The sequence below is a fragment of the Curtobacterium sp. B8 genome (genome assembly GCF_000333315.1).
Classification (GTDB): domain Bacteria; phylum Actinomycetota; class Actinomycetes; order Actinomycetales; family Microbacteriaceae; genus Curtobacterium; species Curtobacterium luteum.
In genome coordinates this window covers 1-23,223 of sequence record NZ_BACW01000160.1, presented here as the reverse complement: position 1 = coordinate 23,223, position 23,223 = coordinate 1, and the positions used below count along the sequence as shown (strand labels likewise).

18 protein-coding genes are annotated in these 23,223 nt (G+C 72.6%); 5 read left to right on the top strand and 13 right to left on the bottom strand.

The window, feature by feature from the left end:
• Positions 1–114: 114 nt before the first annotated feature.
• From uca to I59_RS03990, 5 genes are all read right to left on the bottom strand, one after another.
• The gene (uca, locus tag I59_RS19125) at positions 115–5,493 is read right to left on the bottom strand and encodes an urea carboxylase (protein ID WP_261976509.1); all 5,379 of its coding nucleotides are present in this window, start codon (positions 5,491–5,493) and stop codon (positions 115–117) included.
• Positions 5,490–6,182 (bottom strand): urea amidolyase associated protein UAAP2, encoded by a 693-nt coding sequence (locus I59_RS04005; protein WP_022902767.1) that lies wholly within the window; start codon positions 6,180–6,182, stop codon positions 5,490–5,492. The genes uca and I59_RS04005 overlap by 4 nt, the downstream gene beginning before the upstream one ends.
• Positions 6,182–7,021, bottom strand: a complete 840-nt coding sequence (locus I59_RS04000; protein ID WP_022902766.1) for an urea amidolyase associated protein UAAP1 — start codon at positions 7,019–7,021, stop codon at positions 6,182–6,184. The genes I59_RS04005 and I59_RS04000 overlap by 1 nt, the downstream gene beginning before the upstream one ends.
• 71 nt (positions 7,022–7,092) lie before the next feature.
• The gene (locus tag I59_RS03995) at positions 7,093–8,703 is read right to left on the bottom strand and encodes an APC family permease (RefSeq protein ID WP_022902765.1); all 1,611 of its coding nucleotides are present in this window, start codon (positions 8,701–8,703) and stop codon (positions 7,093–7,095) included.
• A gap of 265 nt (positions 8,704–8,968) precedes the next feature.
• Positions 8,969–9,790 carry an aldo/keto reductase gene (locus tag I59_RS03990; protein ID WP_022902764.1) on the bottom strand — a complete coding sequence of 274 codons (822 nt, stop codon included), beginning with the start codon at positions 9,788–9,790 and terminating at the stop codon, positions 8,969–8,971.
• A 69-nt stretch (positions 9,791–9,859) separates the two neighbouring features.
• Between I59_RS03990 and I59_RS03985 the strand changes: the two genes are divergently transcribed.
• A complete protein-coding gene (locus I59_RS03985; protein WP_022902763.1) occupies positions 9,860–10,972 on the top strand; it encodes a 5-methyltetrahydropteroyltriglutamate--homocysteine S-methyltransferase in 1,113 nt (370 codons plus the stop codon).
• Positions 10,973–11,003: 31 nt separating this feature from the next.
• On the opposite strand, the gene I59_RS03980 is transcribed toward I59_RS03985, so the two are convergent.
• From I59_RS03980 to aztB, 4 genes are read right to left on the bottom strand one after another with little or no spacing between them, the layout of a single operon-like run.
• Positions 11,004–12,200: a hypothetical protein gene (locus I59_RS03980; RefSeq protein ID WP_022902762.1), complete on the bottom strand. Its 1,197-nt coding sequence runs from the start codon at positions 12,198–12,200 to the stop codon at positions 11,004–11,006.
• 26 nt (positions 12,201–12,226) lie between these two features.
• The gene (locus tag I59_RS03975) at positions 12,227–13,150 is read right to left on the bottom strand and encodes a metal ABC transporter substrate-binding protein (RefSeq protein ID WP_022902761.1); all 924 of its coding nucleotides are present in this window, start codon (positions 13,148–13,150) and stop codon (positions 12,227–12,229) included.
• Complete coding sequence (locus I59_RS03970) at positions 13,147–14,319, bottom strand: hypothetical protein (protein ID WP_022902760.1); 1,173 nt, start codon at positions 14,317–14,319, stop codon at positions 13,147–13,149. The genes I59_RS03975 and I59_RS03970 overlap by 4 nt, the downstream gene beginning before the upstream one ends.
• Positions 14,316–15,194 (bottom strand): zinc ABC transporter permease AztB, encoded by an 879-nt coding sequence (gene aztB / locus I59_RS03965; RefSeq protein ID WP_022902759.1) that lies wholly within the window; start codon positions 15,192–15,194, stop codon positions 14,316–14,318. Before aztB ends, I59_RS03970 begins: the two co-directional genes overlap by 4 nt.
• A 50-nt stretch (positions 15,195–15,244) precedes the next feature.
• On the opposite strand from aztB, the gene I59_RS03960 reads away from it, so the two are divergent.
• Positions 15,245–15,886, top strand: a complete 642-nt coding sequence (locus tag I59_RS03960; RefSeq protein WP_022902758.1) for a metal ABC transporter ATP-binding protein — start codon at positions 15,245–15,247, stop codon at positions 15,884–15,886.
• On the opposite strand, the gene I59_RS21265 is transcribed toward I59_RS03960, so the two are convergent.
• Entirely contained in the window at positions 15,856–16,302 is a 447-nt protein-coding gene (locus I59_RS21265) for a MarR family winged helix-turn-helix transcriptional regulator (RefSeq protein WP_022902757.1), read from the bottom strand. The two genes, I59_RS03960 and I59_RS21265, sit on opposite strands and share 31 nt — an antisense overlap.
• A 166-nt stretch (positions 16,303–16,468) precedes the next feature.
• On the opposite strand from I59_RS21265, the gene I59_RS23350 reads away from it, so the two are divergent.
• Complete coding sequence (locus tag I59_RS23350; protein WP_261976508.1) at positions 16,469–16,594, top strand: hypothetical protein; 126 nt, start codon at positions 16,469–16,471, stop codon at positions 16,592–16,594.
• A 462-nt stretch (positions 16,595–17,056) separates the two neighbouring features.
• Positions 17,057–17,716: a TetR/AcrR family transcriptional regulator gene (locus tag I59_RS03945; RefSeq protein WP_022902755.1), complete on the top strand. Its 660-nt coding sequence runs from the start codon at positions 17,057–17,059 to the stop codon at positions 17,714–17,716.
• A 7-nt stretch (positions 17,717–17,723) separates the two neighbouring features.
• On the opposite strand, the gene I59_RS03940 is transcribed toward I59_RS03945, so the two are convergent.
• The 3 genes from I59_RS03940 to I59_RS03930 are packed head-to-tail and all read right to left on the bottom strand — an operon-like array spanning position 17,724 to position 21,185.
• On the bottom strand, positions 17,724–18,470 hold the full coding sequence (locus I59_RS03940; RefSeq protein ID WP_022902754.1) for a copper homeostasis protein CutC: 747 nt from the start codon (positions 18,468–18,470) through the stop codon (positions 17,724–17,726).
• Positions 18,467–20,008 carry a M81 family metallopeptidase gene (locus I59_RS03935; RefSeq protein ID WP_022902753.1) on the bottom strand — a complete coding sequence of 514 codons (1,542 nt, stop codon included), beginning with the start codon at positions 20,006–20,008 and terminating at the stop codon, positions 18,467–18,469. Before I59_RS03935 ends, I59_RS03940 begins: the two co-directional genes overlap by 4 nt.
• Positions 20,001–21,185, bottom strand: a complete 1,185-nt coding sequence (locus tag I59_RS03930; protein WP_022902752.1) for an ROK family protein — start codon at positions 21,183–21,185, stop codon at positions 20,001–20,003. The genes I59_RS03935 and I59_RS03930 overlap by 8 nt, the downstream gene beginning before the upstream one ends.
• A gap of 215 nt (positions 21,186–21,400) precedes the next feature.
• Here I59_RS03930 and I59_RS03925 point away from each other — a divergent pair, with 215 nt between their 5' ends.
• Positions 21,401–23,200: a peptide ABC transporter substrate-binding protein gene (locus I59_RS03925; RefSeq protein ID WP_022902751.1), complete on the top strand. Its 1,800-nt coding sequence runs from the start codon at positions 21,401–21,403 to the stop codon at positions 23,198–23,200.
• Positions 23,201–23,223 lie beyond the last annotated feature (23 nt).

The following is a 23,223-nucleotide window of genomic DNA, read 5'->3' as shown; positions in this document are numbered from 1 at the left end:
GGGCGTTGAGGACTGGTTGCGGGGCTCAGCCCGAGGAGGCTTCCGGGACGCTCGCGTTCGGCTAGGCGGGGCGGGCGTTGTTCGGCGGGCACGGTCCCATCTTCGCAGGCCGACTCATGCGGGTGCTCCGGCCGGCTGCTCCCGGTACGCGCGCCACCCGCCGTGGTGGGTGATGTCCTCCGCGCCCTCGACCGCGTACGGCTCGACGAGGAACCCGGTGACGTCCGAGCCGTCGTCGAGCGTCACGGTCCCGATCGTCATCGGCGCGGGCAGTGCGGCGACGAAGGTGGCGAAGCCCCGCGCGGGCAGGCGCCAGACCTCGCCCGCGATGCCGGTCGCCGTGGCGGTGGTCGCGGTGTCGGTGGGCGTCTCGTCGGGGCGCTGGACCAGTCCGGGCTTCGGCGGCACCGTGTCGAGCGCGTACAGCCGGTAGTCCGGGGCCGTGCGGACCTCGCGCACGAAGGTGCCGCCGGCCGCGACGAGCTGCCCGTTGAGCGGCTCGTCCCGGAGGTGCGCGCCGACGACGAGCAGGTCGACGGTCGGGTCCGCGAACGCCGCGGCGAGGGCCGCGAGGCGGCGGTCGGTGAACGCCGGGCCGGTGAGCATCACCCCGAACGGCAGCCCGTCGACGAACCCGGCGGGGACGGCGATCGAGGCCATGTCGAGCAGGTTCGCGAAGTTCGTGTAGCGACCCATCCGGCTGTTCGCGCCCACCGGGTCGGCGGCGACCTCGGCGAGCGTCGGGTGCCACGTCGTCGTCGGGGTGAGGAGCGCGACGGTGCCGTCGAGGGCGGCGCGTCCGGCCGCCCCGAGCGTGTCGAGGCGCTCCTGGTCGGCGAAGAGCTCCGCGGCGGTGGGGCGGGCGCCGCCGAGCACGATCGACGCGACGGTCGGGTCGAGGTCCTCGCCGACCCGGTCGCGGTGCGCGTCGATGTGCGCGCCGACCGCCGCGTACCGCTCGGCCACGAACGCGCCGTCGTAGAGCAGGGTCGCGGCGTCGAGCAGCGGGGCGATGTCGACCTCGACGACCTCGTGCCCGAGGGCCCGGAACCGGTCGACGGCCCGCTCGAACGCCGACGCCCAACCCGGTGCCAGGCCCTCGAGCTGTGACGGCAGGGGCACGGCGATGCGGGGGACGGCGGGCAGGTCGGCCAGCGCGAGGTCGGCGCGGGCGAGGGGGTCGCGGCCGTCCGGTCCGGCCATCAGCTCGGCGGCGGTCCGCGCGAGGTCGAGGGACCGTGCGAACACGGTGACGCAGTCCTGCGACCGGCAGGCCGGCACGACACCGGTGTTCGGGACGAGCCCCTTGGTCGGCTTCACCCCGACGAGGTGACCGAGCGCCGCCGGGACCCTGCCGGAGCCGGCGGTGTCGGTGCCGAGTGCGAAGTCGACGATGCCGAGCGCGACCGCGGTGGCGGAGCCGCTCGACGACCCGCCGGAGATCCGCGTCGGGTCCCATGCGTTCCGGACGGCGCCGAAGGGGGACCGTGTGCCGACGAGGCCGGTGGCGAACTGGTCGAGGTTCGTCTTGCCGACGACGACCGCGCCGGCGGCCCGGAGCCGGGCGACCGCGGTGGCGTCCTCGTCCGGTGTGTACGCGTAGGACCGGGCGGCCGCGGTGGTCGGCAGGCCGGCGACGTCGATGTTGTCCTTCACCGCGAAGAGCAGTCCGGCGAGGGGGAGCGACGGGTCGACGGCCGACGCCTCGGCAGCGACGTCCGCCCGGTCACGCAGCGCGATCCAGACCTCCGGTCGGTCGACGGCTCCGATCCGGTCGAAGGCGTCGTGCACCCGAGCAGCCGCGTCGCGGGCCCCGCTCACGCCGCCGCTCCGATCGCGGCGAGGACCTGCCCCGGCGCCACCTGGTCGCCCGGCTTGATGTAAGACCTCCAACACGTGTCCCTCCACCGGGGGGTGCACCATCGACTCCATCTTCATCGCCTCCACGGCCAGCAGCTTCTGGCCCTCGTCCACGCGGTCGCCGGGGCGGACGTCCACCTGCCACACCGTCGAGGTGAACGGCGCGGTCACCGCGGTCGCGCCGGCCGGCAGGACCACCTCGTCGGGGAGCACCACGGCGGGCTCGTCGCGGACGTCGAACTCGCCGGAGGCGCGCCAGCGCTCCTTCTCCTCGTCGAACGCCCGGGCCTGCTGTGCGCGGAAGTCGGCGATGGACGACGCGTTGGACGCCAGGAACCGGTTGTACGAGGCGATCGAGAACTCGCCGTCGACGGTCTCGAAGTGCCCGCGTCCGGCGTCCGTCTCGGCGCGGAGCTCGAGCAGCTCCTCGGCCCCGACCGGGTACCACTCGATCCGGTCGAAGAACCGCAGCGCCCACGGGTCCTCCTGGAACAGCCCGCCGCGGCGGAACCGGTTCCAGATCTGCACGGTGCGGCCGACGAACTGGTAGCCGCCCGGCCCCTCCATGCCGTAGATGCAGAGGTACGCGCCGCCGATGCCGACCGAGTTCTCGGCGGTCCAGGTCCGCGCGGGGTTGTACTTCGTCGTGACGAGCCGGTGCCGGGGGTCGAGCGGTGTCGCCACCGGGGCGCCGAGGTACACGTCGCCGAGGCCGAGCACGAGGTAGCTCGCGTCGAACACGGTGCGGAACACGTCGTCCACGCTGTCGAGCCCGTTGATCCGCCGGATGAACTCGATGTTCCACGGCGTCCACGGTGCGTCGTCCCGCACACCCGCCATGTACCGCTCGATCGCCAGCCGGGTCGCCGGGTCGTCCCACGACAGCGGCAGCTTCACGGTCCGTGAGGGTACGACGAGCTGGTCGGTCGGCGGGATCTCGTCCTCGAGCTCACGGAGGAGCCCGGCCATGGTGCTCGCCTTCAGCACGCTCGTGTCGGTGTGCACCTGCAGGGACCGGATGCCGGGCGTGACGTCGACGATCCCCGCCGGTGCCTCCTCCTGCAGCTTCGTCATGAGCGCGTGCACCCGCATGCGCAGTGCGATGTCGAGCGTCATGTCGCCGTACTCGACGAGGACGTTGTCGTCGCCGTCGCGCCGGTACGCGACGCTCGGACGTGCGTCCGTCGCGTCGAGGCGCGCCAGGACGCCGTCGTCGCCGTCACCCCCGGTGCGCGGCACCGACCGGGAGGCACGGTGCGCGTCGAGCGCGGCGGCGTCGGCCTCGCGGACGGGGACGAACCGCACCGTGTCACCGGGGCGGAGCTGGCCCAGCTTCCAGAGATCGCCGCTGGCGACGACCGCGGGGCAGACGAACCCGCCGAGCGAGGGGCCGTCCGGTCCGAGGATGATCGGGGTGTCCCCGGTGAAGTCGATCGCACCGACGGCGTACGGGGTGTCGTGGATGTTCGACGGGTGCAGCCCCGCCTCACCGCCGTCCGTCCGCGCCCAGCCCGGACGGGGGCCGATCAGCCGGACCCCCGTGCGTGCGGAGTTGTGGTGGACGACGTAGTCGGTGGCATAGAAGACGTCGAGGTCGTCGCGCGTGAAGAAGTCGGGGGCGCCGTGCGGGCCCTCGGTGACCGCGACCTCCCACGCGTCGGTCAACGCCGTGCGGCGGTCGGCCGGGGTCGGGCCGCCGACGAGGCCGAGCCGGGCACCCGCGGGGAACGCCGGGTGCGGGGCGTCGGCGTCCGGTGAGCCGGGCCGCAGGACGTCCCCGGCCAGGAGCGCACGGCCGGCGTGACCGCCGAACCCGCCGAGGGTGAACGTGGCGGTCGAGCCGAGGTACTGCGGCACGTCGAACCCACCGCGCACCGCCAGGTAGGCCCGGAGCCCCGGGCCCACCGCGGTCCCGACGGCGATGGTCTGTCCGGCGGCGACCTCGACCGGCTCCCACATCGCGACGGTCTCGCCGTCGAGCGTCACCGGCACCGGGGCGCCCGTGACCGCGACCACGGCGCTCGCCGAGAAGCGGAGGGTCGGTCCGGACGCGGTGACCTCGAGCGCGGGTGCGCCGTCCGGGTTGCCGACCGCCCGGTTCGCCTCGGCGAAGGACGCGCCGTCGAAGGGGCCGCTCGGCGGGACACCGACCTGCCAGTACCCGGTGCGGCCGGGGAGGTCCTGGATCATCGTCATGGTGCCGGGCACGACGACGTCGATGCGGGGGTCCGGGTCCTCGGTCTCGTCGAGCGTCGACGTCGAGTGCGTCGCGGTCCGCAGCTCGAGGTCGTCGGTGAGTGTGCGGAGGAGACCGGCGTTCGTCACGATCCCGTCGATCCGGGTGTCTGCGAGCCCGTCGCGGAGCAGGTCGAGGGCGTCGTCGCGGGTCTCGCCCGTCGCGATCACCTTGGCGAGCATCGGGTCGTAGAAGGCGGACACCTCGGAGCCGGTCTCGACCCACCCGTCGACCCGGAGGCCGGCACGGTCCGGGAAGACGGCCTGGGTGACGAGCCCGCTCGACGGCAGGGAGCCCTTCGCCGGGTCCTCGGCGTACACCCGGGCCTCGACCGCGTGACCGTCCGGCGTCCACTCGCGCTCGAACACGTCGTCGCCGATGCCGGCGGCGCCGTCACGGGCGAGCCGCAGCATGAGCTCCACGAGGTCGACGCCGAAGACCTCCTCGGTCACGGGGTGCTCGACCTGCAGGCGCGTGTTGACCTCGAGGAAGGACGCCTCCTCGCGCACCGGGTCGTAGACGAACTCGACGGTCCCCGCGCTGCGGTACCCGACGCTCTCGGCGAGCCGACGGGCGGACGTGTGCAGTGCCTCCCGGACGGATCGGGGGAGTGCCGGGGCCGGCGCTTCCTCGATCACCTTCTGGTTCCGGCGCTGGAGCGAGCAGTCGCGGTCGCCGATCACGGCGACGCGACCCTCGCCGTCACCGAAGAGCTGGACCTCGACGTGGCGCGCCGGCCGGACGAGCCGTTCGAGGAAGATCCCGGCCGAGCCGAAGGCGGCGGCCGCGGTCCGTTCGACACTCGCGTACGCCGTACGGACCTCGTCGAGCGTCGCGCACGCCTGCATGCCGATGCCCCCGCCGCCCCCGGTGGCCTTGAGCATGACCGGCAGGCCGATGCGTCCGGCCTGGTCGACGGCGTCCTCGACGCTCGCGAGCAGGCCCGTGCCGGCGAGCATCGGGACGCCCGCGGCGGCTGCGAGTTCGCGTGCGGTGTGCTTGGCGCCGAACTGGACGATCTGGTCGGCGGTCGGGCCGACGAAGCGGATGCCGGCCGCCTCGCAGGCAGCGGCGAACTCGGTGTTCTCGGAGAGGAAGCCGTAGCCGGGGTGGACGAGTCCGGCGCCGGTGTCGACCGCGGCCTGGACGACCGCCTCGATGCGCAGGTACGACTCGCGAGCGGGCGCGGGGCCGAGCCGGACCGCGGTGTCGGCCTCGCGGACGTGCGGGGCGGCGCGGTCGGCGTCCGAGTAGACGGCGACGGTACGCATGCCGAGCGCCTTCGCGGAGCGGATCACGCGGCGGGCGATCTCACCGCGGTTGGCGACGAGGACGGTGTCGGTGGAGAGCGGGGGTGTCACGGTGTCGGTCCCGGTGGGGTCGGGCGCGGTGGTCACGGCTGGACCACGATCATGCGCAGCGGCGTGCAGGAGAAGTCGTTGCAGGGGTTGTTCATCTGCGGGCAGTTGGACACGATCACGAGGACGTCCCGCTCGGCCCGGATCGCGACGCGCTTCCCGGGGGCGCTCATGCCGTCGACGATGCCGAGGGCGCCGTCCTCCTCGACGGGGACGTTCATGAACCAGTTGAGGTTCGACACGAGGTCGCGGGCACCGAGCCCGTGGCGGCCGGCCTCGGCGAGGAAGTTCTCGCGGCAGCCGTGCTGGTACTGCGTGTGGTGGCCGTAGCGGAGCGTGTTCGACTCCTTCGAGCACGCCCCGCCGATCGTGTCCTGCCGGTCGATCTCGTTGCCGACGACCGTCATGAGCGGCCGGCCCTCGTTCGACATGAGGACCGTGCCGGTGCGGACGTAGGCGTTGCCCTGGGCGACGAGGGTGTCGGGCACGCTGTACCGCTCGTCTGGGTCGGACGCGTCGTAGAGCAGGCAGTCGGCGCTCTGGTTGCCGCCGACGTCCACGATCGTGAGGACCTCGCCGGCGCGGACCACGGCGGACCAGGGTGCGAGCGGTGCCACCCGGTCGTCGCGGACGACGGTTCCGGGGACGAGGGACGTGCCCCAGTCGAGCGGTACGTCGGGCGCATGGACAGCGCCGACGGGGACGGAGGTGGTCAGGGTCGCGGTCATCACAGGCCTCGCGCTTCCGCGTAGTCGATCGAGTTGAGGTGGGCGCGGTGCAGCTCGGGCGTCGCCGTGGCCCGCGGGTCCGTCGCCGCCGTGGCCGACCCGCGCCAGGCGTGCACCCGGAGCGGACCGACGGTGTACCCGGGGCGGGGGTCGAGCGGGTGCGCGACGTTCGCCACGAGGACGAGCAGCGGCAGCTCGGCGACGAGGGTGACGTGACGGTCCGGCCCGGCGGAGCCCGTCGGCGTCAGGGTGCCGTCCGGCTCGACGTGGACGCCCTGGAAGAACGAGACGCTCGGCGGCAGGTCCCGCTTCGACAGGCCGTGCTTGGCCGCGGCCTTCGCGAACAGGGAGCGGCCGCTCGGGCTCGGTCCCTCGGGAGCGGCGTCGCCGTACTTCTCGTCGTTCCACGCGTCGGTCGACGTCCCGCAGAAGGCGTCGTGCTGCCCGGACGTGTCCTCGACGATGCTCGCGAGGACGCGTCCGTCGGCGCTGAGGAGCGGCGATCCCTGCCCGAGGTACGCCTGCCACGGGATCTTCTGCGTGTCCGCGACGTTCAACCGCTCCCACGGCTCGAGGGCGTTGAACACGAGGACGTTCGCGCACGCGTCGCCGGTCGGGTCGTCGAACCGGAACCGGGTGCCCCGCGCGAGCACCCGGTGCGTGTAGCCACCGGGGGCCACCGTCTCGGCCCACACCAGTTCGGTCGGGTCGACGCCCTCAGGGGTGAACGGGGACGTGGACGCGGGGAGGTACGGCATCCAGTCGGAGGTCGCGCCGCCCTGGGCCCGGGCGTCGGAGCGCGAGGCGGTCACGCTGTCGGTCTGGTGGAGGTCACGCACGGTGGTGCCTTTCGGTGGTGCGGGTGCTGTGGGGGTGCGGGCGGCGCCGGAGGGGCCGGTGCCGGGTGCCGTCAGGCGTCGACCGGGGTGGGGGCGGTCTGCGGCACCTCCGCGAGGGTGAGCGGACCGTGTGCCCGGTGGCGCCAGGAGGACCACGCCCAGCCGATGAGCAGCACCGCGCCGATGAACAGCAGCGCGCTGTACTGCAGCCACCACGAGTTCCCGGTGAGGTCGTAGATCTCCGGACGGGGCCAGATCAGGTTGACCGCCATGCCGATCTGGAAGAGCACGGCGAGGGCGTTGAGCGGGATGCCCCAGCGGCCCAGCGTGAACAGCGGCTTCCCGTCCTCGTCGACCCCGGTCGGCAGTCCGGTGCGACGGGTGCGGATGCGCTCGACGAGGAGCGGCCCCGTGACGCCGAGGTACGCGAGGTAGAGCATCGCGATGCAGAGGCTCGACAGGGCGGTGAAGATCGCGGACTGGCCGATGTTCACCGCGAGGGCCAGCCCGGCGCCGACACCGACGACGATCGACGCGGCGATCGGGGTGCCCGTCCGCGGCGAGACCCGGGACAGGACGCGGTGGAACGGCAGCGCGCGCTCCCGGGCCATCGAGTAGACCATCCGGGCACCGGCGGTCTGGACGGCGAGCGTGCAGGCGAACACCGCGACGGCCACGCAGCAGAGCAGCAGGCGACCGAAGACGTCACCGAGGGTCGAGGTGATCACCCACGCGAGTCCCTGGGCGGCGAGCTTGCCGTCGGTCAGGCTCGGTGCGGCGACGAGCGCGCCGATGATGAGCAGGCCGCCGCCGAGGCCCGAGACGGTGAGGGCACGGACGATCGTCTTCGGGGTGGTGCGGCGCGGGTTGTGGGTCTCCTCGGCCAGCTCGCCGGCGGAGTCGAACCCGACCATGACGTACGCGGCCATGAGCGAGGACGCCAGGAACGCCCACACGTACGGCTCGGTGCTCGTCGAGCCCTCGGTCGAGAACACCACGGCCGGGGAGCGGTGCGGCAGGACGAACAGGGCGGCGATGAGGACGACGACCCCGACGATCTCCACGAGGACGCCGAAGCTCGTCACGCGGGCCATGAACCGGACGCTCACGATGTTCACGACCGTCGTCAGCACGAGCATCACCAGCCCGAGCACCACCGCGTTCGCGGCACCCGTCGGCGAGGCGACCGAGGCGTTCGCCCCCGGGCCCCCGACGATCTGGAAACCGTTCCAGATCGACGGCAGGACCGCCTGCACGGCGATGGCGGCGACGGCGACGGTCAGGATCTGCCCGATGATCATCGTCCAGCCGGTGAACCAGCCGAAGCGGGCACCGGCGAGGCGGCTCGACCACTGGAAGATCGCGCCGGAGATCGGCCAGCGCGCCGCGAGCTGCGCGAAGTTGAGCGCCACGAGGAGCTGGCCGGCGAAGACGAGCGGCCACGCCCAGAAGAACGCGGCGCCGCCGAGCATGAAACCGAGACCGAACAGCTGGAACACCGTGGTCAGGATCGACACGAACGAGAACCCGGCGGCGAAGGACGAGAACGACCCGACACCGCGGTGGAGCTCCTGTTCGTAGCCGAGGGCGGCGAGGTCGGAGGCGGCGGTGGACGGGCCGGCGGCGGGGCCGGAGGACGTGGTGGCGCGTGGTGCGTGGAGCGGAGCTTCGGGAGAGCGCATGGCTGCAGGACCTTTCGCGGCAGTACCTGTCGGGCGACAGGTAGTACGAGTGTCGTGCGGCGCTGTGTCGGCCCCGTTGCCCGTCTGTTTCGTCCTCGTGTCGTGCGCGCCCGGCATGTAAACAGTGCGCGACGACAGAGGGAGGACGGTGCCGGCTGGCACCGTCCTCCCTCGCGGGCTCGGTCGGCGCGCCCCGCGCAACGCTCCGCGTTGCCGCCCAGCGGGACGCGCCCGTCCGTCATCCGGTCGCGTCAGCGACCGCCGCTCACGCGGTCGTGTCCTCCAGTGCGTCGAGCGCCGCGACGTCCTCCGCCGACAGCACGAAGTCCACGTCCGCGTTCTCCGCGATCCGGGACGGCGTCGTCGACTTCGGCAGCGGCAGCACGTCACGCTCGAGCAGGTAGCGGATCGCGACCTGTGCGACGGACTTGTCGTACTTCGCGGCGATCTCTGCGATCGTGCCGTTCTCGAGCAGCCCACCGGTCGCGAGCGGCGAGTACCCCTCGGTGAGGATGTCGTGCTCGCGGTCGAACGCGGTCGTCGCGTCCTGCGTGTTCCCGACGAACCAGCGGATCTGGTTCGCGTGCGGCACGACGTCGGTGCGGCCGAGGAGGTCCTCGAGGTCGGCGACGGCGAAGTTCGAGACGCCGATGCTCTTCGTGCGGCCGGCGTCGTAGAGCTCCTCGAACACCTTCCACACCTCGACGTTGCCGTCGCGGTGGTCGGACCCCATGTCGCTCCAGGGCCACGGCGCGTGGATCAGGTACAGGTCGACGTGCCCGAGGTCGAGGTTCCGGGAGGACTCCTCGAAGGCCTCGCGTGCCCCGGACGCGGTCTTCACCTCGGCGGGGAGCTTCGTCGTGATGAAGAGCTCGTCGCGGGGGACACCGCTGTCGCGGACGGCCTCGCCGACGCTGGCCTCGTTGCCGTACGCGAGTGCGGTGTCGATGTGGCGGTAGCCGGCCTCGATGGCGGTCTTCGTGGCGTCGTAGGCATCGCTGCCGGACGGGATCTGCCAGGTCCCGAAGCCGATCTTCGGGATGTGCAGACCGTTGGACATGGTGAACGTGTCGGTCAGTGCGGGCATGCGCCGCACACTACGCCGCGCGACGCAGCGGACTCCCGGCTGCTGGTTCCGTCTCGGTACCATCGGCCCATGTCCTCCCGACCGCCGTTCCGAGCCGACGTCGTCGGCAGCTTCCTCCGCCCCGCCGCCGTGCAGGAGGCCCGCGCCGCCCACGCCGCCGGGACCCTCGACGACGACGGACTCCGCCTGGTCGAGGACGAGGCCGTCCGGGCGCTCGCCGACGCGCAGCAGTCCGCGGGGCTGGAGGTCGTCACCGACGGCGAGGCCCGTCGCAGCTGGTGGCACCTCGACTTCTGGGGCGGTCTCGACGGCGTCGAGGTCGTCGAGCTCGACCACGGCATCGCGTTCCAGGGCACGAGCACCACGCCGAAGGGGCTCCGTGTCACCGGGCCGGTGTCGTTCCCGGTCGACCACCCGTTCCTCGCGCACGCCCGGTTCGTGGTCGAGGAGGCCGCCCGTCGCGGGGTCACGGCGAAGTTCACCATCCCGTCGCCCACCGTCTTCGACTTCCGCCTGGACGCCGACCAGGTCCGCACCGACCACTACGCCGACCGGGCCGCCATCACCGAGGACCTCGTCACGGCGTACCGCGACGCGATCGCCGCGTTCCACGCCGTCGGGGTGCGCTACCTGCAGCTCGACGACACCGCGTGGGCGTACCTCTGCTCCGACGTCGAGCTCGAGAAGGCCCGCGACCGCGGGATCGACACCGAGGGCATCGCCGCCCGGTTCTCGTCGATCGTCCGGCGGGTGCTGGACGGCCGGCAGTCCGACCTCGTCGTCACGACCCACGTCTGTCGTGGCAACTTCCGCTCGACGTGGATCTCGTCGGGCGGGTACGAGCCGGTCGCCGAGGAGCTCCTCGGCAACACCGGCTACGACGGGTTCTTCCTCGAGTACGACTCCGACCGTGCCGGCGGCTTCGAACCCTTGCGGTTCCTGCCGCAGGGCGACCAGGTGGTCGTGCTCGGCCTGGTCACGTCGAAGACCGGCGAGCTCGAGGACCCGGCGGTCGTCGAGCAGCGCATCCGGGACGCCGCGCAGTACGCGCCGCTCGAGCAGCTCGCGCTCAGTCCGCAGTGCGGGTTCGCGTCGACGGAGGAGGGCAACGTCCTCTCCGAGGACGAGCAGTGGGCGAAGGTCCGCAGCGTGGTCGCGATCGCGGACCGCGTCTGGGGCTGACGCACCCAGGACACGGACTGGAGGTCCGTCGCTACGCGACCGCGATCTCGTTGGGGACGCCGGGGAGCTCGTCGCTGGAGGCGACGACCTCACCACTGGTGAGGTCCACCGCGTGGACGGTCTTCGTCGCCGGATCGGTGACGAAGGCCGTGTCACCGACCACCTTCAGGGCGGGGTGCGGGTCCTGCCACTCGACGGGGCCCTCCCACGCGTCGATCACCGGGACGGTGCCGAGACGCGCACCCGTCGTCACGTCGAAGGTGTGCAGGGATCCGTCGGAACCGAGCACGACCGCTTCGTCGTCCGGCCCGCGCGCGAGGTCGCGGAAGGTGAAGCCGACGCCCTCGGGCATGTCCGCGGTCTCGTAGGAACCCTGCTCGGTGTCGATCAGTGCGAGCTGGTCGAGGAGGTAGCCCTCGCTATCCGGGTCGTCGTTGTAGTCGCCGACGGCGATCGGGCTCGAGTCGGTCGTGAACAGGTTGCCGGTGCGGCCGTACTCGGTCGGGGCGTCGACCTTGGCGAAGGTGCCGTCCCGGTACACGAGCGCGCCGTCCTCGCAGCCGAACACGGCGACCTCGTCGGCCACGGTGCCCTCGCCGTGCACGCCCGGGCAGACCTCGGAGCGTGCGACCTCGGAGCCGTCCTCGTCGAGCGCGCGCACGCCGAATCGCGACTCCTCGGTGCCGATGGTCGTGAGGAGCGTGCCGTCCTCGAGCTCGATCGCGACGCCGTGGTGTGCCGTCTCCGAGCGCGTCGTGTCGACGTCGGGCAGCGTGCCGTCCGCGACGGCGTCGGCGAGGTCCTCGTGGTCGAACGCCGTCACGTCGCCGGAGCCGTCGGCGAAGAGCGTCGTCCGGTCACCGTGGACGACCGCGTGGCCGCCGGCGTCGGCGGGGAAGACCGAGTCGGTGAGCGCCGGGTCCGACGCGGTGTCGAGGACACGGAAGCCCTCGGGGACGGTGACAAGCACGTGACGGCCGTCCCCGGCGGGGTTGACGCGGGTGAACCCCTCGATCGGGTCGTCGGACACCACGCGGAGGTCCTCGTCGAGGACGAGCACGCCGCCGTCGTAGGTCACGGTGACGCGCGTCCCGTCTGCGCCGCTGGTCCGTTCGGTACGGTCCTCCGCGTCCGCGGGGTCGGTGGAGCACCCCGTCAGCGCGAGGGCGGCGACCCCGAGCAGCAGGGCGGGGGCGACCGCGGTGCGTCGCTTCGATGGTGACGTCATGGTTTTCACTGGTTCCGTTCTCTTCCTCATTCGTGGGTCGACAGGCCGTCGACGATGGCCTCGGCGTTCGAGCGGGTCATGCCGAGGTAGGAGCTCGCCGGCCCGGTCGCGGTCAGCGACTCGGTGGCGAGCGGGGTGATGGTGACCTGGATGCCGGCCTCGTCCGCGAGGACCTCGGCGAGCCGGGCCGGCTGGGAGAGGTCGGCGAAGATCGTCGGGACGCCGGCGTCCTCGATCACGGTCGCAAGGTCGCGGAGGTCTGCGGCGCTCGGCGAGGCCAGGGTCGTGCCGCTCGGGATCACGGCACCGACGATCCGGAAGCCGTAGCGGTCGGCGAGGTAGCCGAACACGTGGTGGTTCGTCACGAGCGCGCGACGGTCGGCGGGGACGGTCGCGAACGCCGTGGCCACCTCGCCGTCGAGTGCGTCGAGCTGGGCGCGGTAGCCGTCCGCCCCCGGAGCGTCGATGCCGACCTCGTCGAGGGCGTCGTCGAGGGCCGAGACCACCTCCGCCATCCGCCGTGGGTCGGTCCAGAAGTGCGGATCCGGCCCGGAGTCGTCCTCGGTGCGCCAGTCGAGCACGTCGATCGCATCGCCCGCCGTGAAGACCGGCACGCCGTCCGCGGTGGCGGCCTCGACGTGCCGGGCGACGCCCTCCTCGAGCCCGAGTCCGTTCTCGACGACGAGGTCGGCGGACCGGAGCCGTGCGGCTTCCCGGGCGGAGACCTCGAAGGAGTGTGGGTCCGCACCCGCGGGCATGAGGACCGCGACGTCAGCGGCGTCGCCGACGACCTCGCTGACGACGTCACCGAGGATGTTCGTCGTCACGGCCACGAGCGGGCGGTCACGGTCGGCCGGGCTGCAGCCGGCGCTGGTCACGACGAGCCCGGCAGCGAGGACCGCGACGGCGGTGCGCACGGCGGCGGTGCCCGCCCGCGCGACGCGGGTCACCGACCGACCTCGGCGAGGGCGGCGACGGGGCGACCGAGCTCGATCGTGCGCGCCACCCGGGCGTCGTCGCCGAAGTCGATCTCGTGCACCACACCGGCCGTCGGGTCGGCGGCGTACGCCCGCTGTGCGTCGACCTGCAGGAGGGCCGGACCGTTCGCGGTGACCAGGGGTCGGGTCGTGGCGGTCCGGCCGTCCGGGGACGTCGGGTCCGCCGTCGCGACGACGACCACCCGCCCGGTGTCGTCGACCGCGACCACGTGCCCCTCGGGGTCGTCGACGGCCACGACCGCGCGGAACGGTCGTTCCGAGGGGACGTACCGCCAGGAGTGCTCCCGTGCGTCGAGCAGCCAGGCGCCGCCGTCCCCGGCGACCCCTGCGACGGTGGGCCGACCCGCCCGCGCTGCGAACGACGTCGGACGGCCCGCCGACCCCTCCGGCAGCGGGACCGTCGTCGCGCCGTCCTCGTCCACGACGACGGCGCCGTCGGAGCACCCGATCACGGCGCCCGCCCGGGTCACGATGCCGCCGGCGGGCTCCGGGCAGGCCACCGGCTCGCCCACGGCACGGCCACCCCGGTCGAGGACGGTCACCGCGCCGTCGGCCCCGGCGACGAAGCGGTCGCCGAACGGCAGCAGGACGGATGCCTCGACACGCAGGACCTCCGTGACCTCGCCCTGTCCGAGTGCCTCGCGGTCCAGTGCCACGGCCTCACCGTGGTCCGGCCAGGTCAGCGTGGTCGTCGTCTCCGAGGAGTGCACCGCGATCGCGCCGCCACGACCGACGTGCCCGACGACCCGCGGATCGGCGGCGTAGTAGTGCGTGTGGTCGCCGTGGTCGACCGTCCACGCGCCTCCGTCGGTGATCGTCGTCCGCTCGTCGTCGGACGTGACGAGGAAGCGCCCGTCCGTCGCGGCGTGCTCCGGGGCGTCCACGTCCTGGAGCTCGGACGACTCGTCGGTGAGCAGGTCGTGGATCGTGGTCCGGCCGTCCGGGCTCACCGCGAGGAGGCGGAGCTGCGGTTCGCCGGCCTCCCGGGCGCCCTCGACGTACCCGTGCGGGCGGTCCGTCGTCGTGGTGGGTCCCGGTTCGCCCGGGTCGGACGAGCAGCCGGCGAGCAGGAGCGTGAGCCCGAGTGCAGCGCCGACGGCGGGGGTGGAGCGGTGGTTCATGAGGCCTCTCGTGGTGCGGTGGGTGCTGGGGTCCGAGTGGTCGGGGCTTGCGTGGGCGCGCGGCCACGCAGGAGGGCAGCGGCACCGCGGGAGACCGCGACGCCGAGGACCGAGACGACGGCGATGCTCGCTCCGGCGGCGGTGCCGAGGTGCCACGAGACGAGGAGGCCGGCGAGGACGGCGGCGGCACCGATGCCGGCGCCGAGGAGCATGGTCGAGCCGATCGAACGAGACCATGCACGGGCGGCAGCGGCCGGCGCGAGGAGTAGCCCGACGACGAGGAGCGTCCCGACGGCCCGGTACGACGCGACGACGGCGAGGGTGACCAGGGCGACGAGGACCACCTCCGCAAGGCGCGGTCGCAGCCCGAGCGTCGCGGCCTTCCGGACGTCGAACGCGGTCGCGGTGAACGGGCGGTGGAAGCAGATCGCGGTACCGAGTGCCACGGCGGCGGCCGCAGCGAGGCCGACGAGGTCCGCGGAGGTCACGGCGAGCACGTCCCCGAAGAGGATCGCGGTCACGTCCGTCGCGAACGAGCGCGACCCGGACACGATGATGACGCCGAGGGCGAGCATGCCCACGAACAGCAGGCCGATCGACGAGTCGTAGGACAGCCGAGCATGCCGCCGCAGTGCGCCGACGCCGAGGACCATGGCGCCCGCGCTCGCCGCGGCACCGAGGACCGCGGGGAACCCGGTGAGGGTCGCGACCGCGACACCGGGGAGCATGCCGTGCGCGAGCGCCTCGCCGAGGAAGGCCATGCCGCGGACGAGCACCCAGGTGCCGACGACCGCGCACAGCACCGCCGCCAGTGTGCCGCCGACGAGGGCGCGCAGCATGAAGTCGACGGAGAACGGGTCGGTCAGCCAGGTCACGGACCCAGACGCTACATGAAAATGACTATCAATACTGATAGCGTGCTCAGGTGCCGCTCTCCACGACCATCGAGCTCTCCGGCGTCGCCCTGCACCGGGACGGGCGTCGCGTCCTCGACGGACTGCACGCGACGTTCCGGTCCGGCGAGGTGACGGCGCTCACCGGACCGAACGGATCGGGGAAGTCGACGGTGCTCGACGCGATCGCGGGTGTCGTGCCGTGGTCTGCCGGACGGGTGACGGGCCTCCCGGCCGACGTCGCCTACGTGCCGCAGTCCGTCCCGCCCACCGCGCTCCCGCTGACCGTGCGCGACGCTGTGGCGATGGGGCGGTGGCGGGCGCGACCGTGGTGGCGCCCGTCGACGCGACGCGACCGGTCGGTCGTGGAGGCGCAGCTCGAGCGCCTGGCCGTCGCCGACCTCGCGGACCGCTCGTTCGACCGACTGTCGGGCGGACAGCGGCAGCGCGCTCTCGTCGCGCTCGGGCTCGCACAGGAGGCCGCGGTGCTGCTCGTCGACGAGCCCACTGCCGGTGTCGACGCGGCATCCGCGGCGCTCGTCGTCGCCGCGCTGGCGGAGGAGGCCCGCGGCGGGGTGGTCGTCGTGCACGCAGCACACGATCCGGTCGCCGTGGCGGCCGCTGACGCCCTGGTCGCGCTCGGTCAGCCCTCGGCGTCGCCGGCCTGCTCGTAGAGGCTCGTCGCGAGGTCGCTCAGCAGGCTGGCCAGGTCGCCGTCGTGCGTGTCGTCGACCGCCGTCAGCAGGTCGGCGTACCGCTGCCGGTACCGACCGACGACCGCATCGCCCTCCGATGTGAGCCGGAGGAGCGATCCGCGACGGTCGTTCGGGTTCGGCGCGCGCTCGACCAGGCCGGCCGCCACCATGCGGTCGACCATGTTCGTGACGGCACCGGAGGTGAGTCCGAGGTACCCCGCGACCTCGGTCGGGGTCGAGTAGCCCGTGTCGTCGATGAGCACGAGGGCGCGGAGGGCGTTCTCGTGCACGCCCGCGCCGGCGCTGAGTTGCCGGACGAGCACCGCGTTGGCGCGCACGACCGCCTCGAACGCGCTGATGAGTTCTGCGGGGTCCGCGTTCCCTGCTCGGGTCACAGGTGGCTCCACTCCGGGTCGGGAGGGGCCGTCCGAGGCGTCCCTCGCACTGGGGACAGTACACGAGTGGCAAAGTTGGTGAATGGTTGAGTATCTTGATGAGTGAAGCAAGTGAACCCGAGCCATTTGCTCCGCGACCGTACGAACGCAGAACGAGGAGGTCCCCGTGTCCGACAAACCCCGCGCATCGCCCGTGCAGTGGCGCCGGTACGTGCCGGTCGGGCTGCTCGCCGGCATCGCCGCTGCCGTGGTCCTCTCGCTGTCGCTCACCGGTTCACTCGCCGGCGGGTAGCACGCACCACCGAGCCGGCGGCCCTCGATCGCTCCCCCCATCGAGCGAGTGCCGCCACCCCCGGCGACGCCTGGTCGCGCCCCCCCTCCGATCAGGCGTCGCCACCTTCCCCTCGCCCCACCCGCACCGGCGGCGCTCGACCGACCCCCCACCGGCCGAGCGCCGCCTGCCGTGTCGCGGCCGCGGCAACGGGCCGACGGCGTCGACGTGCTCGCTGGTCGACGGGGCATCGCGGCGACCGCCCCGGGGGTCCCGGTGCCGACTGACCGGTGTTGCCGCTCGTTCGGGTCGGGCGGCAGCACCGGTCGTCCGGCGGACGGCCCGCAGGGTGACGGGCCGGGCTCCGGGTCGGCGGCCCGCAGGGTGACGGGCGCGCGGACACAGCAGTGCCGGGTGCGACGATAGGCGCAGGCGCTAAGCGGAGTCAACTCTCCACTTGAATCGGACAGCTAGGGTCGGAGCATGTCCGCTGCCGAGCGTGCCCGTGCCGAGCGCATCGAGGTGCGCCGGAGCCGCGAGTCCATCCTCGCCGCGGCCGAGCGGCACTGGGCGGTGCACGACGCCGACCCCTCGATGGCCCAGCTGGCGAAGGACTCGGGCATCGGCATCGCGACGCTCTACCGTCGGTTCCCCGGCATCGACGAGGTGATCCGGGCCCTCCACGCCCGACTCGTCGCCGAGTTCGCCTGCATCGAGGAGGCGGTGGCGGTTCAGCCCACCGCGTGGGACGGCGTCGTCGCGCTCGTGACCGGCATCGTCGACGTGCTGCAGGAGCACCCGGCGATCCCACGACTGAACCGCAAGATGGTGGCCCTCGACGACGACCGGCAGTTCAGCGACGGGTGGGCGGACCGACTCGCGGCGCTGGTCACCGCGGCCCAGGCCGAGGGACGTCTGCGGCCCGACGTCAACGCGAACGACGTCACCTTCGCGGCGTTCCGCATCGGGAGCTACTCGAACCTCCCGCCGGACGAGGCGGGACGGATCCTCGGGCGGCAGATCGGGATCGTCCTCGACGGGCTGCGCGCGGACGGCGGGACACGCCCGCTGCCGGGCGGACCGATCGCGATGGACGACCTCCACCGCGTGTTCCGCTACGAGGCCGAGCACCCCGTCGACTAGCGGCCGGTCAGCCGACGGCGTCGACGGCCCGTCGGGCCGCGGAGACGATCTCGGCGTCCGTGACGAAGTGCGCGGACCCGTCGTCGGACCCGCCCATCGGCACCCCCGTGTGGGCGCTGCCGGGTGCCCTGCGCTTCGCCGAGAGGTGGACGGCCGCGGCACCGGTCGCGACGAGTGCCGGGACGTCCGCGGGGGTGACGCCGGCGCCGGCCATCACCTGGACCGACCCGGCGGCGTCCACCATCCGGGTGATCGTGCCGGCACCTGCGACGGCCGTCGACGCCCCGCCGGACGTCAGGACACGGGTGAAGCCGAGGTCGTGCAGTGCCGCGGCCGCTCGGACCGGGTCGGCGGTGTGGTCGACCGCGCGGTGCAGGGTGACCTCCGCGACGGCGCTCACCGAGCGTGCGGCGTCGACGAACCGACGGAGCGCGTCGACGTCGAGCGTGCGGTCGGGCCGGAGCGCGCCGACCACCACCCCGGCCGCGCCGGAGCGCAGCACCGTCCGCACCTCGCGTTCCATGAGCTCGAGCTCGCCGCGGTCGTGCACGAACCCGCCCGGGCGGCACCGGACGAGCGCGTGCGCCGGGATGCCGGTCTCGTGCACCGTCTCGACGAGGGCCTGGGACGGGGTGAGTCCGCCGAGCTCCAGGCCGACGCAGAGTTCGACGCGGTCGGCGCCGTGCTCGCGGGCGACGACGGCCCCGGCGGGGGAGGTCACCGCGATCTCGAGGGCGACGGAGGCGGTGGTCACGCGATGGCTCCGAGGGGTTCGTTCGACGGTGGGATGATCCGGGCGCCGAGGTCGGGCGCCGACGGGAACACCCGATCGTAGGGGAACATCGGGCGCTGGATCCTGTGGTGGCCGAGGCGCTCGAGGTCCTGGTCGACGCCGCCGGGCGTGAGGGCGAGCATCCAGTCCGCAGCCATGTCGAAGAGCTCGGGTTCGAGGTAGCCGATCTTCACGATCACGAGGTCGGCGTCCCGCGGAGCGAGGTCGAGGTCGGTGAAGTCGCGCTCGTGGTGGTACGGCTTCCGGAGCTTCGTGAGGATCGCGAACACCGACCCGACCTGCAGGACGACCTCGGTCTCCGCGTCCCGGTCCCCGTGCTTGACCGCGTGGACCCGCCCGGTCATGGTGATCGGCCCGGCGTGCAGGTCGTCGACCGCGGCACCCGCGGTGACGGTGACGGTCGCGCCCACCCCGGCCTCGACCGCGGTCTCCACGGCCTCGGGACCGGGAACGCTCGCGTAGATCACGGTCGGGCCGTCCGTGCTCGCGAACACTGGGTTCGCGAGCACCCGGGTGAGCCCCCACGTCATGTCCCCGGAGCCGCCCGCCGTCGGGTTGTCGCCGGAGTCGGACACGAAGAACGGCCGCGCCGCACCCGGGGCGAGCGCCGCGGTCAGACACTCGTCGAACGAACCGGTCGGGGCGACGAAGACGAACTCCTCGCGGACGTCCCAGAACGCGCGGGCGAGCCGCTCCGCACCGGCGGCGACGGCCTCGCGGTCCCACCCGGTGACGACCGTCACGGCATGGTCGCGCGGCTGGTCGGCCCACGCGTACCCGACCCAGATCGCGGCGTCGAGGACACCGGGGGTCGCCTCGACCTCCGGTACCTGCGCGTACAGCGACGCCGCGGGCTCGATGCGGGTCGAGGTCTGCTCGCCGGGGAGCAGCACGGGGATCGGGACCCACGCCTTCACGGGCCGCTGCTGCCCGACCGGTCGGGTCGTGAGCACGTCGACGAGGTTCCGGACCGCGCGTTCCTTCGTCTCGAGGGCGTCCTCGTGCGGGGCCATCCGGTAGCAGGTGACGAGGTCGACCTGGTGCGCGAGCTCGGCCGTGACGTTGCCGTGCAGGTCCATGGACGCCGACACGACGACGTCCGGCCCGACGACCGCGCGGATGCGGCCGAGCAGGTCGGTCTCGGCGTCGTCGAGCCCGTCGACGACCATCGCGCCGTGGATGTCGTACCAGAGGCCGTCGAGCTGCTCGGCGGCGGTGATCGCGCCCAGCCGGGACACGATCTCGGCGGCCAGGGACTCGTACGAGTCGCGGTCGACGACCCCGCCGGGCAGGGCGTGCCCGATGAGCGCACCCCGGAACTCGGCGCGGTCGGCGAGGTCCGCGAGGAACGGGTACCGCGCGACCACCGCGTCGCCCCGGTCCGGGTGGAAGGCGGCTGCGTGCGTCCGGGTGGGCGTGAAGGTCGAGGTCTCGATGGCGAGTCCGGCGATCGCGATGACCGGACGACGTGCGGTGGGGGTGGGGTGGGACTCAGACACGGACGCTCCTCTTCCGGGCGGTGGACTGCGGGATGGGTGCGGACAACTCCTCGAGCGAGGCCGTGAGTCCGCGCTGCAACGCGAACTGACCGGCCCCGACGAGCCCGGCGTCGGCACCGAGGGACACCGGCTCGATCGCGAGGTGCTGCGTCATGAGCGGGTGGCAGCTCTCGTACAGCTGGCTGCGGACCGCGGCGATGAACGGGTCGAGGGTGGACAGGATGCCACCGAGATAGACGGCGTCCGGGTTGAAGAAGTTCACGTTCGCGGCGAGGACCTCACCGAGGTAGCGACCGGCCAGGCGCACCGCCCGGGTCGCCTCCGGGTGGGCGTCCGAGGCGAGGCGCACGACGTCCGCCGTGGACTCGACCGCGACCCCGGCACCCGACAGGATGCGCACGAGGGCAGCCCCGGAGGCCACCGTCTCGAGGCACCCGGTGTTGCCGCACGAGCACGGGGTGTCACCGGCGGCGTCGATCCGGACGTGCGTGATGTCCCCCGCGGAGCCGGTCGCCCCGCGGTACAGGCGCCCGTCGATGACGATGCCCGCGCCGATCGCCGACCCCGCCTTGATGGTGATGGTCTGGCGCCGCGAGGGGTCCTGCACGCTCTGCTCGCCGGCGGCCATGCAGTTCGCGTCGTTGTCGACGACGGCGGGGAGGCCGAACCGTTCGGTCAGCCACGCCGCCACCGGGAACCCGTTCCACCCCGGCATGCGGCTCGGGAGGTCGACGACCCCGGCCTCGACGTCGACGGGGCCGGGGAGGCTGAGCCCGACGCCGCGCAACCCGGCGCGCCCCTGGTCGTCCGCGAGCCGCTCGAGCAGACCGGCCAGTCGCTGCAGCCCGGCGGTCGGGCCGTCCGCGAGCGCGAACGGGACGTTCGCGACGGACTCGAGCGCGCCTCCCGGCCGGACCACCCCGATGCGGGCGTGACCGCCGCCGACGTCCGCGGCGACCGCGTACTCGTCGGCGCCGCCGATCCGGAGCACCTTGCGCGGGCGACCCCCCGTCGAGACGTCCGTGCCCTCCTCCGCGAGCAGACCGTGGGACAGGAGCTGCGCGACCACGTGGGACACCGTCGAGGGCGCCGCGGCGAGCAGGGCCGCGATCTCGGTGCGGCTGGAGGCCTGTCCGGAGGCGACGAGCTCCAGGACGCGGGCACTGAGGTCCGGCACGACTTTCTCCAATCCGGTGGAAAGCGGTCGACGACCGCCCGTGGAGCCGAGCCTAGGCGGTGATCCGACCCGTCCACCCTTTCGTCCGTTCCGCAGAAACGCACTATTTACACGGAGATGTTTGTTTTTCCAACGGCTTTGGTCATTGACTGTCCCCGTGCCGACCGGCACGCGTGCTCCACACCCCGACACTTCCCACGCACCAGGAGACACACATGACCAAGCCCCGTCGCTGGGCGCTCCTCACCGGAGCCGCGATCGCCGTGAGCGCGCTGCTCGCCGGCTGCTCCGGGGGCGGCAACGCCTCGTCCGGCAGCAGCAACGCCGACGAGATCGACTACGCGCTGCCGGCGAACTTCACGCCGAACTGGATCCTCCCGATCGGGACGGCCGCCCACCTCAACACGAACAACGGCTCGATCGCGCAATCGCTGTACGAGCCGCTCGTCGCCTACGACGGCTCGACGGGCAAGATCGCGTGGAACAAGGCCGGATCCGTGGCCACCGACGCCGCGTTCGCGAAGGACGGCAAGAGTGTCGAGGTGACCCTCGGCGACCGCCACTGGTCGGACGGCAAGCCGATCACCAGCCGCGACGTCGAGTTCTGGTTCAACCTCATCAAGGCGAACAAGGACCAGTGGGGCTCGTACTCGAAGGGCAAGGCGCCCGACAACTGGACGTCCTTCACGACGGTGGATGACACCCACTTCACGATCACGTTCGACAAGGCGTACAACGCGGACTGGATGCTCGCGAACCAGCTGAGCCACATCGTCCCGCTGCCGCAGCACGCGTGGGACAAGACGAGCGCGAGCGGCTCCGTCGGCAACGCGGACGAGACGACGGCCGGCGCGAAGGAGGTCTGGAAGTACCTCAACACCGCCGCGGGCAAGATCTCGGACTACGCCAGCGACGACCTGTGGAAGACGATCTCCGGCCCGTACGGCGTGAGTGCGTTCACCACCGCCGGCAAGGTCACCCTCACCGCGAACACGAAGTACGACGGCGGCGAGAAGCCCTCCATCACGACCGTGAACCTGCTGCCGTTCACGTCCGCGGACGCCGAGGTCAACGCGGTCCGCTCGGGCGGTGTCGACTACGGCTACATCAACGCCACCGACATGGACCAGAAGCAGTCGTTCGAGGCCAAGGGCTACGAGGTCCAGCCGTGGACCGGCTGGGCGATCACGTACATGCCGTACAACTTCAACAACCCGACGATGGGGGCGGTGTTCAAGCAGCTGTACGCCCGCCAGGCCGTGCAGATGTCGATCGACCAGACCTCGCTGTCGAAGGTCGTCTTCAACGGCACCGCGACCTCGACCTACGGCCCGATCCCGCAGGCGCAGGAGTCCGACTACGTCTCGAGCGTCCAGAAGGACAACCCGTACCCGTTCAGCACGTCGAAGGCCAAGGACCTGCTGACCAGCCACGGCTGGGAGGAGCAGGGCGGCACGATGGTCTGCACCGACCCGGGCACCTCCGACAGCCAGTGCGGCGAGGGCGTGGACAAGGGCACGAAGTTCACGATGAACGTGCTCTCGCAGTCCGGCTCGACCGTGACCGACAACATGATGAGCGCGATCCAGTCCTCGCTCGCGAAGACCGGCATCGGCTTCACGATCAAGACCGCGCCGGTGTCCAGCGTCCTGTCGCAGACCCCGACCTGCACGAGCGACGAGGCCAGCTGCGACTGGGACCTCTCCTTCTTCGGCACCGCGGGCAGCTGGTACTTCCCGGCCTACCCGACCGGTGAGTCGCTGTTCCAGACCGGTGGGTCGGCGAACTTCGGCTCGTACTCGAACAAGGAGGTCGACCAGCTCATCGACGCGACCACCACCTCGACCGACTCGTCGGCCGTCCAGGCCTACAGCGCGGCCGTCGCGAAGGACCTCCCGGTGATCTGGCTCCCCGAGCCCGACTACCAGATCTCGGTCGTCAAGAAGGGCCTGACCGGGTTCGACCAGGACTCCCTCGCGAACTTCCACCCCGCGCAGTGGAAGTGGAGCAAGTAACACCAAGGACAGCCGGGAGGCGC

Excerpts from the sequence above, each read along its gene's own strand:
- I59_RS04005 (WP_022902767.1), bottom strand. The coding sequence starts at position 6,182 with ATGACCGCGACCCTGACCACCTCCGTCCCCGTCGGCGCTGTCCATGCG.
- I59_RS03995 (WP_022902765.1), bottom strand. The coding sequence starts at position 8,703 with ATGCGCTCTCCCGAAGCTCCGCTCCACGCACCACGCGCCACCACGTCC.
- I59_RS03990 (WP_022902764.1), bottom strand. The coding sequence starts at position 9,790 with ATGCCCGCACTGACCGACACGTTCACCATGTCCAACGGTCTGCACATC.
- I59_RS03985 (WP_022902763.1), top strand. The coding sequence starts at position 9,860 with ATGTCCTCCCGACCGCCGTTCCGAGCCGACGTCGTCGGCAGCTTCCTC.
- I59_RS03980 (WP_022902762.1), bottom strand. The coding sequence starts at position 12,200 with ATGACGTCACCATCGAAGCGACGCACCGCGGTCGCCCCCGCCCTGCTG.
- I59_RS03970 (WP_022902760.1), bottom strand. The coding sequence starts at position 14,319 with ATGAACCACCGCTCCACCCCCGCCGTCGGCGCTGCACTCGGGCTCACG.
- I59_RS03945 (WP_022902755.1), top strand. The coding sequence starts at position 17,057 with ATGTCCGCTGCCGAGCGTGCCCGTGCCGAGCGCATCGAGGTGCGCCGG.
- I59_RS03925 (WP_022902751.1), top strand. The coding sequence starts at position 21,401 with ATGACCAAGCCCCGTCGCTGGGCGCTCCTCACCGGAGCCGCGATCGCC.